The following is a 17068-nucleotide window of genomic DNA, read 5'->3' on the forward strand; positions in this document are numbered from 1 at the left end:
TGATCTTATGATTAAAGATAAAGATAAAAAGTTCACTAGATATACTGCGTTGACAATGATAATGATTTTTATATTTACTGGTATAGCATCTAAGTTATTCCTTTTACAAATAGTTAAAGGAGCAGAGTATAAGGAAAAAGCTGACAATAAATCCATAAGAGAAATTCCAGATGCTGCACCTAGAGGAAACATAATAGATAAAAATGGTAGCATATTAGCATCAAGTGATAAAATGTATGTGCTTGTGTATAATCAGACAGATGAAAATGATAAGAAATTTTTCGATACAATGGACAAGGTGTTTAAAATTCTAGACGAAAATGGTGAAGCCCAACAGGATGACTTTGAACTTAAAGTAAGTCCCTTTAGATTTGAATTCAGGAGTGATGATGCTGAGACTAAAAAAGCTCTTGAATTGAGATTTAAGAAGGACAGAGGATTTTATGAACAAAAACAAAGAGAACTTTTTAAAGATAAAAAGGAGTTAACAAAAGAAGATCAGACTAAAATTGCCGATGAAGTATTAAAAATAACTCCAGAAGAAGTCTTTAATAACCTTGTTAAACAGTATAAAATTGATAGCAAATATTCTTTGGAACAGCAAAGAAGATTTATGATAGTAAAAGATGCTATGAAAATGCAAAGTTTTTCAGGATATAAACCTATAGTAGTGGCAAACAATATAAAAAAAGAGACTGCTTTTAAGTTTTTACAAATGTTGAATGACCTGCCAGGAATAGATGTAAACACACAGCCAATAAGAACTTACCCTAATGGAGAATTAGGATCTGCATTTTTAGGATATATATCTAAGATTACATTAAATGATGATAAAGATAAAGATAGATATGAATCAAAAGGTTATGATATAAGTTCTGATTACATTGGTGTTGCAGGTATAGAAAGTAAATTTGAAGACAGACTTAAAGGCTCAAAGGGCGGACGAATTGTAAAGCTTAATAAACAGGGTAGAATAATAGAGGAACTTGGAAGTAGAGAACCTTATCCAGGTCAGACTATTCAGCTTACTATAGATAAGGATGTGCAGGCAGCGGCAGAAAATGCACTTGATAAAAAAATGGCAGAGCTAAGGGCAAATCCTTATAGTCAGTTACGTTCTAATACAGCAAATGCCACTAGAGGAGCGGCAGCAGTAATAGATGTTAACACAGGAGCTATACTAGCTCTAGTAAGCAGACCTGGTTATAATCCTAATTTCTTTGCTGTACCAGGAGGTTTGTCACAGGAGTCATATAATAAATTTTTCAGTCCGGATTTAGCACAGTTTGGAAGACAATATATTCAACAAAGAGGGTTAATGTCTTATTATTCAGGAAAAAGTGAAGAGGATGTGTTAAATATATTATTTCCACTAGATAAAAGCATAAAAAATAACACAACCATAAGACAGGATAGTTATGATATATATCCAAAGCCATTTTATAATTACGCTACTCAATCATTAGTTCCACCAGGATCTACTTTTAAGCCAATGACGGCAATTGCTGGTCTTGAAACGGGAGTTATAACTCCGGATTATAGTGTAGATGATGAGGGGTATTTTGATAAAGGTTCAGGAATACCTACATATTTTGAGCTTGATGGACGAAATGGATGGGTAAATTTAGCAAAAGCAATAGAGAAATCAAGTAATCCTTACTTTATGACAGTAGGTAAACTTCTTAGAACTGCTTTTGGTGATGATATTTTAGCTAAATATGCTTGGAAATTTGGACTAGGAGCAGATCCTAATTCAAATGTTAAGCCAGCTACAGGCATAGAAATACCAGAAAATTTTGGTCAAGTGTATAATGCTACCTCTAACAAGAATCTATTTGCCAATACTTATTTATGGAATACTATGGCCATGCTTAAAAACGGAAGTGATAACAGAGGAAGTAAGTTTATTCCAATTGACTTATATGATAATGATGATGATTCAGATAAAGTTAAAGCATTAAAAATGGATATTAAAACTCTAATACAAAACTCTATTAAAGAAGGTAGCAAGGCATTTGATAAATTAAACTATCAAAAAAAGCTGACAGATTTAACACAGCTAGATCCTCAATATAATGGAAAAAGTATTAGTACTAAAGAAATGAATACTATAACTAATGCAATATATTATATAACAGTTTCGGATGCCAATAGTCAGTTGAGAGTAGGAGCTAATATTTATGATGCTTCTATAGGTCAAGGTATGAATCATTTTACTCCAATTCAAATGGCAAATTATATTGCAACTCTTGCCAATGGAGGAACAAGATATAAAGTACATTTAGTTGATAAATTTTTAGATGCTAATGGAAAAGTAATTGAAGATAACAGTAAACCCGAAGTTATAGAAAAAACTGGAGTGAAACCTGAGAATATAGAAGCAGTTAAAGCTGGAATGATTGCAGTTAACGAAAAAGGAACTGCAGCTGGTGCCTTTCAAAACTTTCCTATAAAAACAGCAGGTAAAACTGGTACTGCCAGCTTAACTAATCAGGAAGCCTACGGAAGAACTGACTATGCTGAATATGTGGGTTTTGCACCTGTAGATAATCCACAAATAGCTGTATGTGTTATGATATTTGATGGTGGTCAAGGAGCAGGAGCTGCATATGTAGCAAGAGATATATATTCTGCATATTTTCATGTTAATGATCAAAATGGAACTCAACAAAATGGTGCACAAAATAGTAATGAAAGTACAAATACACAAAGTAATGAACAATAATTAAAAACAATAGTATGTATGTAGGTAGGTTTTACTAAAGATCTTTAAAAGCAAAGAATTGCATAATACTAGGAAAAGATATATATAAGTAAAAAACTGCTTATATATATCTTTTTTTAAATAAAACTAAAACATTAGAAGGATTTATAGATATTATGTTGAAATATTAGATAAGGTGGCTTTTGGAGGTCTAATATGTTAGATGATAATATAATTATTAAAGGTAATAGGGATGGAATAAATGCAATAATTAACATGAATAAGTTTAAAGATTTTGAGGAAATGCTCGAAGTTTTAATTGGAAGGTTATCTATTGGTAAAATGTTTTATAAAGGATGTACTATTAAGATAACAACTCAGCTTAAGTACATAAATGAAAAGGAGTTTCGTAAACTAAAGGATATTTTATTTGAACAGTTTTTAATAAAGGACTGTATACTTGAGAACAAGGAAGAAAAAAATAGCAAAGTGTTTTCGGGAATTTATGAAGGACGCACAAAGTTTTTAAGAAGAACTATTAGAAGTGGTCAAATCATAAATTACCCCGGAAATATAGTTATTATAGGAGATGTAAATGCAGGTTCAGAAATATATGCAGGTGGAAACATAATCGTTCTTGGTGCCCTTAGGGGATATGCTCATGCTGGGTTTGGCGGAAACGTAAAAGCTGTTGTAGCTGCATTTTATCTACAGCCAGAAATACTGCAAATTGCAGATATAATGACAAGATCACCAGAAGATAACGTTAAGCCGCAGTATCCTGAAGTTGCAAAAGTTAAGGGTGATACAATAATTGTAGAACCATATTTGCCTAATAAGTTTATTTAATGGAGGTAATGTAAATGGGAGAAGCTATTGTAGTTACATCAGGCAAAGGTGGAGTAGGTAAAACTACTACTACGGCCAATATTGGAACAGGTCTTGCAGCACTTGGTAAAAGTGTTGTGGTTATTGATGGAGATACTGGACTTAGAAATCTAGATGTGTTAATGGGGCTTGAAAACAGAATTGTTTTTACTTTGATAGATGTAATAGAAAATAAATGCAGATTAAAGCAAGCTCTTATAAAAGATAAGAGGTTGCAGAATCTTTATCTACTGCCTACAGCTCAAACAAAGGATAAGGATGATGTATCTACAGAACAAATGCTTAATTTAGTAAACGAATTAAAGAAAGAATTTGATTATGTAATAATAGATTGTCCAGCAGGAATTGAACAAGGATTTGAAAATGCTATAGTAGGCGCAGATAGAGCTTTAATAGTAGTAAATCCTGAAGTAACATCTGTAAGAGACTCTGATAGAGTTATCGGAAAGCTTGATGCTAAAGGCTTAGAAAACCATCAATTAATAGTTAATAGAATAAATTATCAGATGACTAAAAGTGGAGATATGCTAGATGTGAATGATATACTTGATAGTTTAGCTATAGAATTGATAGGTGTAGTTCCAGATGATAAAAATATAACTATTTCAACTAATAGAGGAGAACCCGTAGTATTAGATAACAAGGTTTCTGCAGGACAAGCTTTTAGAAATATAGCCAGAAGAATAACTGGTGAAGCAATACCCTTCATGGATTTAAGTGATACTCAGGAAGGTATATTTTCCTCAATAAAGAGAATGTTTAGAATTAAATAAACAAGGAGGAAAGGAAATGGAATTGTTTAAGATATTCTCACAAAAGCCATCTCCAAAAGATATGGCAAAGGAAAGATTAAAGTTAATTTTAATACATGATAGAGCAAGTGTTTCTCCGGAACTATTAGAGTCTATAAAAGAGGATATACTAAATGTTCTTTCAAAGTATGTAGAGATTGATACTGGAGAAATAGATGTAAAAATGACCAAGATGGAAGAAATTGAGGGAGATTCGCCAGCATTAATAGCAAGTATTCCTATTAAGAAAATGAAAGTTGATAGATAAATTGTAGCTATGTATAAAATTATACATAGCATTTTTTTTTCAATATGGTATAATCGTATTTGTATTGGAGGGATAAAGTAAGATGCTTAACAAGCTAATATTAGGAAAAAAACTATTCAGAGAATTAGATATTACTGCTATTGTTATAGTAGTTATTATAGTAGTATTTGGTTCTTTAAACATATATAGCGCTAAACATTTACAAGTTGTAAACGGGCAATCGGTTGGTGCTTATTATTTAAGAGCTCAGCTAATTTGGCTAGTTATTGGATTAATCTTAAGCTATTTTATATTAGTATTTGATTATTCTGTAATACAAGGTTATACTAATATAATCTATTGGTTCGGGATATTTTTACTTGTATTAAATCGTATATCCATATTTAAATCTACAGTTAATGGAGCTGCATCATGGATTAAAATAGGTGGTTTTTCAATGCAGCCATCGGAATTCGCTAAAATAGGAATGATAATAATGCTGGCAAAGCAATTAAATGATATGGAAGGAAAAATAAATGATTGGAAGAACTTCTTAAAGTTAACTGCCTATGCAGCGCTGCCTATGCTTCTTATAGTAGTACAGCCTGATATGGGAATGACTATGGTTTGCTTCTTTATTGTGCTTGGAATTTACTTTTCAGCTGGACTAGATTTAAAGGTAATAGGCGGTGGTATATTGGGAGTAATTATTGCTGTTGCTATCGTATGGAATTCATCAATTATAGAATCCTATCAAAAAGCTAGATTAGTATCATTTTTAAATCCAGAAGCAGATGAATTAGGAACAGGACTTCAGCTTATACAATCTCAAATTGGAATAGGATCAGGAGGAATTTTAGGTAAAGGCTTTTTAAAAGGTACACAAATATCGGGAGGCTTTGTACCAGAAGCACATACTGATTTTATATTTTCCGTTGTAGGGGAAGAGTGGGGATTAATTGGAGCTGTAATACTTTTAATTTTATATGGGATACTAATATATAAGTTTATAAATATTGCTAAAAATTCCAAAGACATTTTTGGATCCGTAATTTGTATAGGAATGATATCTACCATGTTATTTTCTATATTACAAAACATAGGAATGACTATAGGTATAATGCCTATAACAGGAATAACATTACCATTTATGAGCTATGGGGGTAGTTCTATGTTGACAAGTTTCATAAGCTTAGGACTTGTTTTAAATATAGGAATGAGAAGAAAAAAAATTAATTTTTAGGGGGAGTAATTATGAAGATTGCATTAATTGCACATGATAAGAAAAAAGATGATATGGTAGACTTTGTAAAAAGGTATAAAGAGTACTTTGAAGAGCATGAGATCTTTGCAACTGGTACTACCGGCGGTCTTGTTTCAGAAATAGTTGGGTTAAAGGTACATAGATTTTTATCTGGACCTTTAGGAGGAGACCAACAGATAGGAGCAAAGGTTGCACAAGGAGAAATGGATTTTATTATTTTTCTAAGAGATCCACTTACTTCACAGCCACACGAACCAGATGTATCTGCGCTTCTTAGAATATGTGACGTTCATCATGTTCCACTTGCCACTAACATTGGCTCAGCAGAAATATTTGTAAAAGCTTTAAAGCATCATGGAGACTGCTAGTAAATCTTGTACATGCCCTAATGGTTATGCCATTAGGGCTTTTCTATTGTCATAAAATATTATATATGAAAATATATATATATCAGTAATTGCAAAGTGCCAAAGAGTAAGAATAACAATAAGAAATGGGGGAAGGGTATGTATGGGAAGTTATGAATCAGAATATGAAAGTTATTACAATTCTTTAAAAAAGAATGGAAGAGCAGTATACTCACCTTCTTATAATAATTATAGCAAGAATTCAGGTTTGGTAAGCTTAGGTATTAATAAAAAAGGTTATTTAATTAAAAGAATAATAAGAGATTTAGTAGGTGTGCTTTTATTATTTATATTTATCATTTCCTGTAAGATAGTTTCTATGCCTAAAACACAGGCTGTTTATAATTATTCAAAAAATATTGTAAATAAAACATATGATTATAAACAGGTAGAAGAAAATATTAGAAGTATTGATTTAAAACAAATACAATATAAAATTATGAATACTATTGAACAGTTTAGAAAAAGAATTATAAGTAATGAAGCTAGAAATAGTGTTGAAAAAGATAAAATTGTCTTACTTATAGAAGGAATGAAATACTTATAAAAAATGATTTGTAGAGGTATTCTTGTGGTTAAGATAAGCAAATATTTTATTCCTTATATAATATTTTTAGTTTATATTGGATATAACGGTCAGTTAGTATATTCTTTTTTTATTGTAATTTTTCATGAATTTATTCATTATGCTTTTGCTAAGTTCTATGGTTTTTCAGGTTTTGATATAGAACTTATAGGTGTCGGGGCTTCTATAAAACTTAAAGATTTGGATGAAGCTTCTCCAAAACAAGATTTAATTATATCAGCTTCGGGACCTATGGCTAATTTAATTTTATGTATAATATTTTATTTTTTATATAAGAATTTTCAATATAACGAGCTATATATGTTATTTAAAGGAAATTTATCCATTGGTTTATTCAATCTTATTCCAGCATTTCCGCTAGATGGAGGTAGAATACTAAGAGATATATTAAACTTTAGATTCATATATAAAAGAGCAAATAAAATTATGATAAGTGTAAGTATTATAATTGCCATACTTCTTATGTTTCTTTATATACTGCTATTTTTGGAGGGGCATAATAATTTTAATATTGGTATAATTGGCTTATTTATAATAGTATCGTCATTAAGAGAGAATGAGAGGATAGCATATATAATTATGGGGGATATTGTAAGGAAAAGGCATAAGTTTATAAAAAGAGGACATATAGAAAACAAAAACACATCTATTTATTATAAAATGAATTTATTAAGTGCAGTGTCTTTATTTGATAAAAATAAATATAACGTTTTCACAGTTTTAGATGAAGAGTTAAAGGTTATGGATATAGTATACGAAGAAGAGATATTAATTGCCCTTAAACAATATGGGAATATTACAATAGAGGAGTTCATGAAAATAGAAAATATTGAAACAAAGTAGTATGAAGAAATAACATTTTAATTTATATATTAATATGTTAGAATATAAAAATGTGGATAAATCTAAAGTTACAAGCACTGGAAGTACTATAGATACTTGGTGTTTTATAGCAGATAAACACAAGAGGAGGATTTTTAATGAATAGAGTTTCAGATGATATACTATTTAGAGTAGAAAAGCCGTCGCGTTATATAGGTGGAGAGTTTAATTCCTATAATAAGGATAAAGATAAAGTAGATATTCGTTATGCATTTTGTTTTCCAGATGTTTATGAAGTAGGAATGTCACATTTAGGTATGAGGATTTTATATCACATTTTAAATGAGAGAGAAGATACTTTCTGCGAAAGAGTTTTTGCTCCATGGCCAGACATGGAAAATCTCATGAGAGAAAATAACATACCATTGTATGGTTTAGAAAGTAAAGATCCTATAAAAGACTTTGATTTTATAGCATTTACACTTCAGTATGAAATGAGCTACACTAATATATTAAATATGATTAATTTAAGTGGAATACCTGTAAGGGCTTCAGAAAGAGGAGAAGATGATCCGATTATCATGTGCGGTGGACCCTGTGCGTATAATCCTGAGCCACTATATGATATAGCAGATTTCTTTGCCTTAGGTGAAGGCGAAGAGCAGATGCACGAAATTATGGATTTGTATAAGAAGTATAAAGGTAAGGGTAAGAAAAAAGAGTTCTTAAGAGAGTTATCTCATATTGAAGGAATATACGTACCATCTCTTTATACTGTTGATTATAATGAGGACGGAACTATAAAAGAATTTAAGCCATTATATGATGATGTGCCAGTAAAAATTAAGAAAAGGATAATTTCAAATTTTAATGATGTGGCTTACCCAGAAAATTTGATTGTACCTTATACAGATATAGTACATGATAGAATAGTATTAGAAACTTTTAGAGGTTGTACTAGAGGCTGTAGATTTTGTCAGGCGGGTATAGTTTATAGACCTGTAAGAGAAAAGAAAACTGATAAATTATTAGAGTTAGCAGAAAAATTAATAAAAAATACAGGATATTCGGAGTTATCATTAACTTCTTTAAGTATATGTGATTACTCTGATATTAAAAATTTAATATATAGTATTGTGGAAAAACATGAAAAAGATAAAGTTGGGGTTTCACTACCATCTCTTAGAATAGATTCATTTTCAGTGGATTTGATAAATGAGATTCAAAAGGTTAGAAAGACTGGACTAACTTTTGCTCCTGAGGCAGGAACACAGAGAATGAGAGATGTTATAAATAAAGGCGTTACTGAACAAAATTTAATGGACTCTACTAAAAGTGCATTTCAAGCAGGCTGGTCTACAATAAAATTATATTTTATGATTGGGCTTCCTTATGAAACTATAGAAGATGTTGAAGGAATCGCGGATTTATCTCAAAAAGTTGTAGATCAATATTTTAGTGTTCCAAAGGAAAAGAGAAAAAAAGGCTTGAAAGTTACTGTAAGTACTTCAATATTCGTACCTAAACCATTTACTCCATTTCAATGGGTACCTCAGATAAAAATGGAAGATGTAAAAGATAGAATCAAAGCTTTAAGAGGAGCAATAAAGAGCAGAAATATTGTTTATAATTGGCACGAAACTCCTGTAAGCTATTTAGAGGCTATATTTGCAAGAGGAGATAGAAGGCTCTGCAATGTTTTAATTAAAGCTGCCGAAAAAGGTGCAAAATTCGATGGTTGGTCTGAATACTTTAACTATGACATTTGGATGGAAGCTTTTAAAGAATGCGATGTAGATGGAGACTTTTATGCATATAGAGAAAGAAGTTATGATGAGATACTTCCTTGGGACTTTATAGATGTAGGAGTAACGAAAGAGTTCCTAATAAGAGAAAATGAACTAGCTAAAAAAGCTGAAGTAACACCAGACTGCAGAGAAGGATGTACAAATTGCGGTGTGAATAAAAAACTAGAAGGGAAGTGCTTTGAAGGTGCGTTATTTAATAAAATTCAGTAAAGAAAGTAATATAAAATTTATAGCACACTTAGACTTTATGAGAACAATTCAGAGAATGATAAAAAGATCAGGACTTCCCGCAGAGTATTCTAAGGGGTTTAACCCTCACATAAATATGTCCATGGCTCAGCCTTTAGCAGTAGGGGTTTATTCTTCTGGGGATTACATGGATGTAGCTTTTGAAGAAGAAATAGATAACAATATAATAAAAGATAACTTAAATTCCAGTGCCCCTATGGGAATAAGGATTATAGAAGTTGTTAAAATAAAAGAAGAGCAAAATAAAAAAGTTTTTAAGTCTATGGCAGCAATTGATGCAGCAAAATACCATATAGCTATAAAATATGATAATATACAATGCCTAGATGAAGAAATAAAAAAGCTTTTGAGTTCTAGTCAGTGGGTTACTATAAAAAAGAGTAAGAGTGGGGAAAATACCGTAGATATTAAACCTATGATAAAGAATTTTGAGTATGAAATTAGAGAGAATGCACTAGTTATTAATACTATAATCTCTTGTGGTAGCAGAGAAAACCTATCACCTGAGCTTTTAGCAGCATTTATACAGGAAAATACAACAGGAGCTAAAGTAAACTCTTTTGTAGATATAAAAAGAGAGGAAATGTATGCTGAAACTAAGAAAAAATTAGTACCGCTTTATGAATACGCTAAAATGATATAAACTTAAGGGATAAAATATGTTGAGAGTTGAGGATTAGAAATTAGATATGTTTAATTTTTAGTTCTCAACTCTCAATTTAAAAAAGAGGGTGATATGTTGAAAGAAATATTCATCGAAAGACAGAAAGAACTTTTAAGGATTGCTGTAAAAGAAAATGATGAATTAAAAGAATGTCTTATAGAAGGTAATAGTACAGAGCCATACCCAGGAGAAATATATATAGGTGTGGTAAAAAATATTGTACCTGCCATAAAATCTGCTTTTATAGATATAGGATATAAGAAAAATGCATACATGTATTTAGATACTAAATTTAAAAATACCAACATAAAGAAAGGCGAAGAGCTATTAATACAAGTTGTCAAGGAAGATGTTGGAAATAAAGGTGCTAAGGTTGTTAACGCATTAAGCATACCTGGTAGATACTGTGTGCTAGTTACACTTAATAAAGATATAAGCTTTTCGAAGAAAATAGAGGATAAAAGTATAAAAGAACGTATTATTAAACATATTATAAAACCTAAAGATATAGGAATAATGATTAGAACCAATGCCGCTGAGACTTCAGTAGATATAATAAATGAGGAAATAGAAAAGCTATATTCAGTATATAATCAAATGTGTGCTAAAGCTAAGCATTCTACAAAACCAGGACTTATATTTGATGATGGTGGAATTTTAGGAAGAGTATTAAGAGATAAATTGGATAATAGTAGCTTTAGAATATATGTAGATAACGAAAATGATTACAAGTTTGTAGAAGATTTTTTAGATGATGCTGTACAAGTAAAGAAGAATTTGAAATTACATGAAGAAGGAAGAACACTATTTAGTTACTACGGTATTGAAAAAGAAATACTAAGTTTAAGGAACAATAGGATCTATTTAAATTGTGGAGGATACTTAGTTATAGATAAGACTGAGGCAATGCATGTAATTGATGTTAACTCAGGAAAGAATGTAAAAGGTAATTCTATGGAAAAAACTGCTTACATCACAAATTATCAAGCTGCTGAAGAGATTGGAAGACAGGTAAGGTTAAGAAACTTGGGTGGTATTATAGTCGTAGATTTTATCGATATGGATAATGATAACAATAAACAAAAAGTTATGGAAAAACTTAAAGAAGGCTTTAGAGATGATAAAAGTAAAACTGTAATATATCCTTTCACTGAACTAAACCTAGTTCAAATTGCAAGAAGACGAATGGGGAAATCTATATATGATTATATAGAAGAAGATTGTGGATTATGCTATGGAAAGGGTAAGAGAATTAAGTTATCATATTTATGTATGCTTATAAGAAATGAAATTATAAGAATAGATGAACATAGAGATATAAAAGATATACATATACAGCTGAATGAAATTTATAAAAAAGATATAGAAGGTGACATATTAGACTTTGTTAAGAATATCAATGGGTTAGATAAGCGCATTTATGTTACATATTCAAGTGAGGAACAATTTAAGGTAGAGGCTCTGATATTTATGAACCAAATACAAAATTTACATACATTTAAAATTTATGAGTAAAAAACTTTACAAGTATTAGTATATGTGTTAAAATGGCTTTTGTAGACCGCACAGATTAGGTTTTAAATCATAAAGTTTTTATGTACCTTAATTGGCGAGACTGGATTGAGGAGGTGTTTTTATGTACGCAGTTGTAGTTACTGGAGGAAAACAATACAGAGTTGCAGAAGGAGACGTTATATACGTTGAAAAACTTGACGCTGAAGTTGATGCAACAGTTGAATTAAGCGATATTCTTGCAGTAAGCAAGGAAAACGGAGAGTTCGTTGTTGGAAAGCCTGTAGTTGAAGGAGCTAATGTTACTGCTAAAGTTTTAGCTCAAGGAAAAGGTAAGAAAGTTATAGTTTTTAAGTATAAGAGAAAGAAAGACTATAGAAAGAAACAAGGACACAGACAACCATACACTAAGATACAAATAGAAAAAATAAACGCATAGTATGGTAAGTGTAAATTTTAAAAAAAAATCTTGTAATTTAGTTTCAGTTATTATGACAGGGCATGCTGAATCTGTGGATGCAGAATATGATATGGTGTGTAGTGCTATTTCAGCTGTGTCGCAGACTATATTAATTGGTATTCTTGAAGTGTTAAAATTAAAGATTGATTATTCTATTAATGATGGTTTCTTAAATTTTTCATTGGAAAAGCTATGCCTTGATGATATAGAAAAATGTCAAGTACTGATGGAGACTATGTTGCTTGGTTTAAAAAGTATAGAAATAAGTTTCGGTGAATATATAAATATTAATGTGGAGGAGGTGTAGTACAATGTTACTTATTAACCTTCAGTTATTTGCTCACAAAAAAGGAGTAGGTAGCTCAAGAAACGGTAGAGACAGTGAAGCTAAGAGACTTGGAACTAAATGTGCTGATGGACAATTTGTTCTTGCTGGAAACATATTAGTTAGACAAAGAGGAACTAAAATCCATCCAGGAAACAACGTAGGAAAAGGATCAGATGATACTCTTTTTGCTAAAATCGACGGAGTAGTTAAATACGAAAGAGTTGGAAAAGACAAAAAGAAAGCTAGCGTATATCCTTTAGATGTAGAAGTAGTTGTAGCAGAATAATATGAATGAAGGCACCCTAATATAGGGTGCTTTTTTAAACAGTAAAAATAATACATTTACAATTAATAAATGTATTAAAATAACACATACTAATATTATTTACGTATAGAATAAAATTTAATATATTACTAAATATATTACTCGAAGAATGTTATAATTAAATATGTTTTAGCAATCCTTATCATTATATAAGAAGGAGAGTGAAGTAGAATGTTTATAGATACAGCTAAAGTTTTTATTAAATCAGGTGACGGTGGAAATGGATCAGTTTCATTTAGAAGAGAAAAATACATACCCCTTGGTGGACCAGATGGTGGCGATGGTGGCGATGGTGGCGATGTGATCTTAGTGGCAGATCCTAATATGACAACACTTTTAGATTTTACATATAAAAGAAAATATATTGCTGAGAGAGGCGGCAACGGTGCAGGATCTAAATGTTTTGGAAAAGATGGTGACGATCTATATATAAAAGTACCTATGGGAACTGTAATAAGAGATGTAGAAACTAACAAAATAATGACAGATTTAGCTCATCCAGGAGATAAGTTTGTAGTAGCAAAAGGTGGTAGAGGTGGTAAAGGTAATGTGAGATTTTGTACACCTACAAGGCAAGCACCAGATTTTGCTGAACCTGGTATGCCTGGAGAAGAAAGATGGATATCACTAGAATTAAAAGTATTAGCAGATGTAGGTTTACTTGGATTTCCTAACGTTGGAAAATCAACTTTGCTTTCAGTTGTAACTAAAGCAAAGCCAAAGATAGCAAACTATCATTTTACAACATTAAATCCAAACTTAGGTGTAGTTGATGTGCCAGGAATTCAAGGTTTTGTAATTGCAGATATACCTGGAATTATAGAAGGTGCTGCAGAAGGTGTAGGCTTAGGAATAAAATTCTTAAGACATATCGAAAGAACTAGACTTCTGATACATGTAGTAGATATATCTGGAGTTGAAGGTAGAGATCCATATGAAGATTTCCTTAAGATTAATGAGGAGTTAAAAAAATATGACGTTAAGCTTTGGGATAGACCTCAAATAATTGCTGCAAATAAAAGTGATATGCTTTATGATGAAGAAATTTTTGAAAATTTTAAAAGAAAAGTTAACAAACTTGGATATGATAAAATATTTAAAATATCTGCAGCCACAAAGCAAGGTGTAGATGAGTTAATGAAAGAAGCTGCTAGAATATTAAGCACTATTCCTGTTGTTGATTTAGAAATAAAAGAAGAAGAAAAATTTATTCCTGAAGAAAAGAGATTTACTTATACTATAAGAAAAGAAGATGATTATATATATGTAGTTGAGGGAAGTTTTGTTGATAGATTGTTAGCTAGTGTTAACGTAAATGACCCTGATGCATTAAGATATTTCCATAAGGTACTAAAAAATAAGGGTGTAATGCAGGAACTTATTGATATGGGAATTCAAGATGGAGATTTAGTAAGGCTTAATGATTTTGAATTTGAATTCTTAATTTAATTTGGAGGGTAAATATGATTACAAGTAAACAAAGAAGTTACTTAAGATCTCTTGCTAATACTATGGAACCTATATTCCAAGTAGGTAAAGATGGAATTGAGGATAACTTTTTAAAACAAATAAATGATGCGTTAGAAGCGAGAGAACTTATTAAAGTGGCTGTATTAAATAATAGTGGATATGAAGCTAGAGAAGCTTCAGACATAATATGTGAAGAATTAGGTTGTGAAGGCGTTCAATCTATAGGAAACAAACTAGTACTTTATAGAAGATCTAAGAAGAATCCTAAAATTCAGTTACCTTAATAAAGTAAAACTTAATTTATATGGGGTTTTTGTCTAGGGACTCCAGGGCAGTTTCTTATAGTGAGTTGTTATTGAAAAACTGCCCGTTAAATGCTATTTGGACATTTAACCCTATTTTATTGTAATTTGAACTAATATACTTTAAATTAGTGGGGAAAATAAAATGGTTAAAAAGGCTATTTTTGGTGGAACTTTTGATCCTATTCATAACGGACATATACATATAGCCTATGAGGCTTTATATAAACTACATCTAGATAAAGTTATATTTATGCCGTCAGGAAACCCACCACATAAATTAGAAAAAAGCATTACAGATGCTCATTTAAGATATGAAATGGTAAGTGCAGCTATAAAAGAAGAAAATTGTTTTGATATAAGCGACTATGAAATAAACAAAATAAAGCCAAGTTATACTTATGAAACTTTAGAATACTTTAATAATAAAGAAAAAAGCACTATTTGGTATTTTTTAACAGGTGTTGATTGTCTTATGGATATAGAAAGTTGGAAAAGTGCAGATAGAATTTTTCAATTATGTGAATTCGTTGTATTTAACAGGCCGGGATATTCTATGGAAAGCATAATGAATCAAAAAGATAAAATTGAGAAAATACATAGCAGCAAGATTACATTTTTAGACATTCCTCTTATGGATATATCATCTACCAGGATACGAAAGAGTATAAAAGAAGATAAAAATGTAAGCTACCTTGTGCCTGAAAGTGTTTACCGTATGATTAAACATCTGAATCTTTATAGAGATTAGCACATATAAATAAATAATGAAAATTTAATATAATAAAATGTTTTATAGTCTGGAGTGATTTAGATGTGGAGTGAAGATAAGATACAAGATTATTTGAAGGCTAACCTAAAATCTAAAAGATATGAACACAGCCTAGGGGTAAAAAAAACAGCTGTAAAATTAGCGGAAATATACAATGTAGATACTAATAAAGCCAAAATTGCGGGTCTTGTACATGACTGTGCTAAAAATATGAAAAATGAAGAGCTTATAAAAATAGCTAATGAACATAAGCTGCATATAGATGAAGTGTTTAAAAATAGTCCTCAACTACTTCATGGGGCTATTGCTGCAGTTATCGCTAAAGAAAATATGGGCATTGAAGATGAAGATATACTTAATGCGGTAATATATCATACTACAGGAAGAGAAAATATGAGCACACTAGAAAAAATAATTTATATAGCTGATTATATAGAGCCTTCAAGAGATTTTCCTGGAGTAGATGAATTAAGAAAAATGGCATTTGAAGATTTGGATAAAGCTCTACTAAAAGCTTTTGATAACACTATAAAGTTTGTTATAGAAAAGGGTGAACTTTTACATAAGAATACTGTGTATGGAAGAAACTATATACTAATTAAAAGATAGTACTATATAAATAACCACGCCCGAAATTTAACTTATACTCCGGGATATGCTGCCAAACTTCGGCACGTTAAAAACTTTTAATCAGTCTAAAGTTCGTGTTTTTGAAAATCTAAGAACCTTATATAAACTCGCTATGCTCAAACATATATAAGGCCCTAAGATTTTCTAAAAACACGAACTAAGACTGACAAAAAAAGTTTTTAAATGTGCCTTCAGTTTTGGCAGCATATCCCTACGTATAAATTAAATTTAAGTTGTAGCTATATATAAGTATAAGAAAAAGGTTAAATAACTTAACATAGATTGAATAATTTTGATATAATAATATTGTTTGGATAAACTAATAAAAGTATCTAATACATACATTATATAAAAATAGGGGGTTTTTTACTATGGAAAAACAAATAATAAGCACAACAAAAGCACCAGGAGCAGTTGGTCCATATTCACAAGCAGTTAAAGTTGGAAATTTGTTATTTACATCAGGTCAAATTCCACTAGATTCTGCTACAGGAGAATTAATAAACGATGATATAGCAAAGGCAACTGAGAGAGCTTTAGAAAACATAAAAGCAATATTAGAAGAAGCCGGTACAACTTTTGATAAGGTAGTAAAAAGTACTGTATTTGTAAAAAATATGAGTGATTTTGCAGCTGTTAACGAAGTTTATGCAAAATATTTTCAAAAAGATATGCCAGCAAGATCCTGCGTTGAAGTAAAACTTCCTAAGGATGCTTTAGTTGAAATAGAGGTAATAGCTTTAGTAGATTAGTTATAGGGGTAGAGTTGAAATTTAACTTATACTCCGGAATATGCTGCCAAACTTCAGCACGTTAAAAACTTTTTATCAGTCTAAAGT

Annotated in this window: 19 protein-coding genes; all 19 read left to right on the top strand. The window is 30.7% G+C overall.

Going from position 1 to position 17068, the window contains the following annotated elements; genetic code table 11:
- Positions 1-7 precede the first annotated feature (7 nt).
- The 19 genes from HGI79_RS09980 (at position 8) to HGI79_RS10070 (ending at position 16981) form a co-directional block, all read left to right on the top strand.
- Positions 8-2725, top strand: coding sequence for a penicillin-binding transpeptidase domain-containing protein (locus HGI79_RS09980; protein ID WP_185650567.1), 2718 nt, complete (start codon positions 8-10; stop codon positions 2723-2725).
- Positions 2726-2920: 195 nt separating this feature from the next.
- The gene (gene minC / locus HGI79_RS09985) at positions 2921-3553 is read left to right on the top strand and encodes a septum site-determining protein MinC (protein WP_185650568.1); all 633 of its coding nucleotides are present in this window, start codon (positions 2921-2923) and stop codon (positions 3551-3553) included.
- 14 nt (positions 3554-3567) lie between these two features.
- The gene (gene minD / locus HGI79_RS09990) at positions 3568-4365 is read left to right on the top strand and encodes a septum site-determining protein MinD (RefSeq protein WP_185650569.1); all 798 of its coding nucleotides are present in this window, start codon (positions 3568-3570) and stop codon (positions 4363-4365) included.
- Positions 4366-4381: 16 nt separating this feature from the next.
- Positions 4382-4651, top strand: coding sequence for a cell division topological specificity factor MinE (gene minE, locus HGI79_RS09995; RefSeq protein ID WP_185650570.1), 270 nt, complete (start codon positions 4382-4384; stop codon positions 4649-4651).
- 82 nt (positions 4652-4733) lie between these two features.
- Positions 4734-5873: a rod shape-determining protein RodA gene (rodA, locus tag HGI79_RS10000; RefSeq protein ID WP_185650571.1), complete on the top strand. Its 1140-nt coding sequence runs from the start codon at positions 4734-4736 to the stop codon at positions 5871-5873.
- Between the two features lie 11 nt (positions 5874-5884).
- Complete coding sequence (gene mgsA, locus HGI79_RS10005) at positions 5885-6262, top strand: methylglyoxal synthase (protein ID WP_185650572.1); 378 nt, start codon at positions 5885-5887, stop codon at positions 6260-6262.
- Between the two features lie 142 nt (positions 6263-6404).
- Entirely contained in the window at positions 6405-6848 is a 444-nt protein-coding gene (locus HGI79_RS10010; RefSeq protein ID WP_185650573.1) for an endopeptidase, read from the top strand.
- Between the two features lie 24 nt (positions 6849-6872).
- Complete coding sequence (locus tag HGI79_RS10015; RefSeq protein ID WP_185650574.1) at positions 6873-7730, top strand: M50 family metallopeptidase; 858 nt, start codon at positions 6873-6875, stop codon at positions 7728-7730.
- 137 nt (positions 7731-7867) lie between these two features.
- Entirely contained in the window at positions 7868-9727 is a 1860-nt protein-coding gene (locus HGI79_RS10020) for a TIGR03960 family B12-binding radical SAM protein (RefSeq protein ID WP_185650575.1), read from the top strand.
- A complete protein-coding gene (locus tag HGI79_RS10025; protein WP_185650576.1) occupies positions 9696-10409 on the top strand; it encodes a TIGR03936 family radical SAM-associated protein in 714 nt (237 codons plus the stop codon). Before HGI79_RS10020 ends, HGI79_RS10025 begins: the two co-directional genes overlap by 32 nt.
- Positions 10410-10505: 96 nt before the next feature.
- Positions 10506-11945, top strand: a complete 1440-nt coding sequence (locus HGI79_RS10030) for a ribonuclease E/G (RefSeq protein ID WP_185650592.1) — start codon at positions 10506-10508, stop codon at positions 11943-11945.
- A 121-nt stretch (positions 11946-12066) separates the two neighbouring features.
- Positions 12067-12381: a 50S ribosomal protein L21 gene (gene rplU, locus HGI79_RS10035; RefSeq protein ID WP_185650577.1), complete on the top strand. Its 315-nt coding sequence runs from the start codon at positions 12067-12069 to the stop codon at positions 12379-12381.
- Position 12382: 1 nt separating this feature from the next.
- Entirely contained in the window at positions 12383-12709 is a 327-nt protein-coding gene (locus tag HGI79_RS10040; RefSeq protein WP_185650578.1) for a ribosomal-processing cysteine protease Prp, read from the top strand.
- A gap of 4 nt (positions 12710-12713) precedes the next feature.
- The gene (rpmA, locus tag HGI79_RS10045) at positions 12714-13016 is read left to right on the top strand and encodes a 50S ribosomal protein L27 (protein WP_185650579.1); all 303 of its coding nucleotides are present in this window, start codon (positions 12714-12716) and stop codon (positions 13014-13016) included.
- Positions 13017-13226: 210 nt separating this feature from the next.
- Positions 13227-14504: a GTPase ObgE gene (gene obgE / locus HGI79_RS10050; protein WP_185650580.1), complete on the top strand. Its 1278-nt coding sequence runs from the start codon at positions 13227-13229 to the stop codon at positions 14502-14504.
- Between the two features lie 14 nt (positions 14505-14518).
- Positions 14519-14809, top strand: a complete 291-nt coding sequence (gene yhbY, locus HGI79_RS10055) for a ribosome assembly RNA-binding protein YhbY (protein ID WP_185650581.1) — start codon at positions 14519-14521, stop codon at positions 14807-14809.
- A 163-nt stretch (positions 14810-14972) separates the two neighbouring features.
- Complete coding sequence (nadD, locus tag HGI79_RS10060) at positions 14973-15578, top strand: nicotinate-nucleotide adenylyltransferase (RefSeq protein WP_185650582.1); 606 nt, start codon at positions 14973-14975, stop codon at positions 15576-15578.
- A gap of 63 nt (positions 15579-15641) precedes the next feature.
- Positions 15642-16208 carry a bis(5'-nucleosyl)-tetraphosphatase (symmetrical) YqeK gene (yqeK, locus tag HGI79_RS10065; RefSeq protein ID WP_185650583.1) on the top strand — a complete coding sequence of 189 codons (567 nt, stop codon included), beginning with the start codon at positions 15642-15644 and terminating at the stop codon, positions 16206-16208.
- Between the two features lie 392 nt (positions 16209-16600).
- Entirely contained in the window at positions 16601-16981 is a 381-nt protein-coding gene (locus HGI79_RS10070) for a RidA family protein (RefSeq protein WP_185650584.1), read from the top strand.
- The last annotated feature ends 87 nt before the right edge of the window (positions 16982-17068 follow it).

The organism is Clostridium sp. DJ247 (assembly GCF_014231265.1).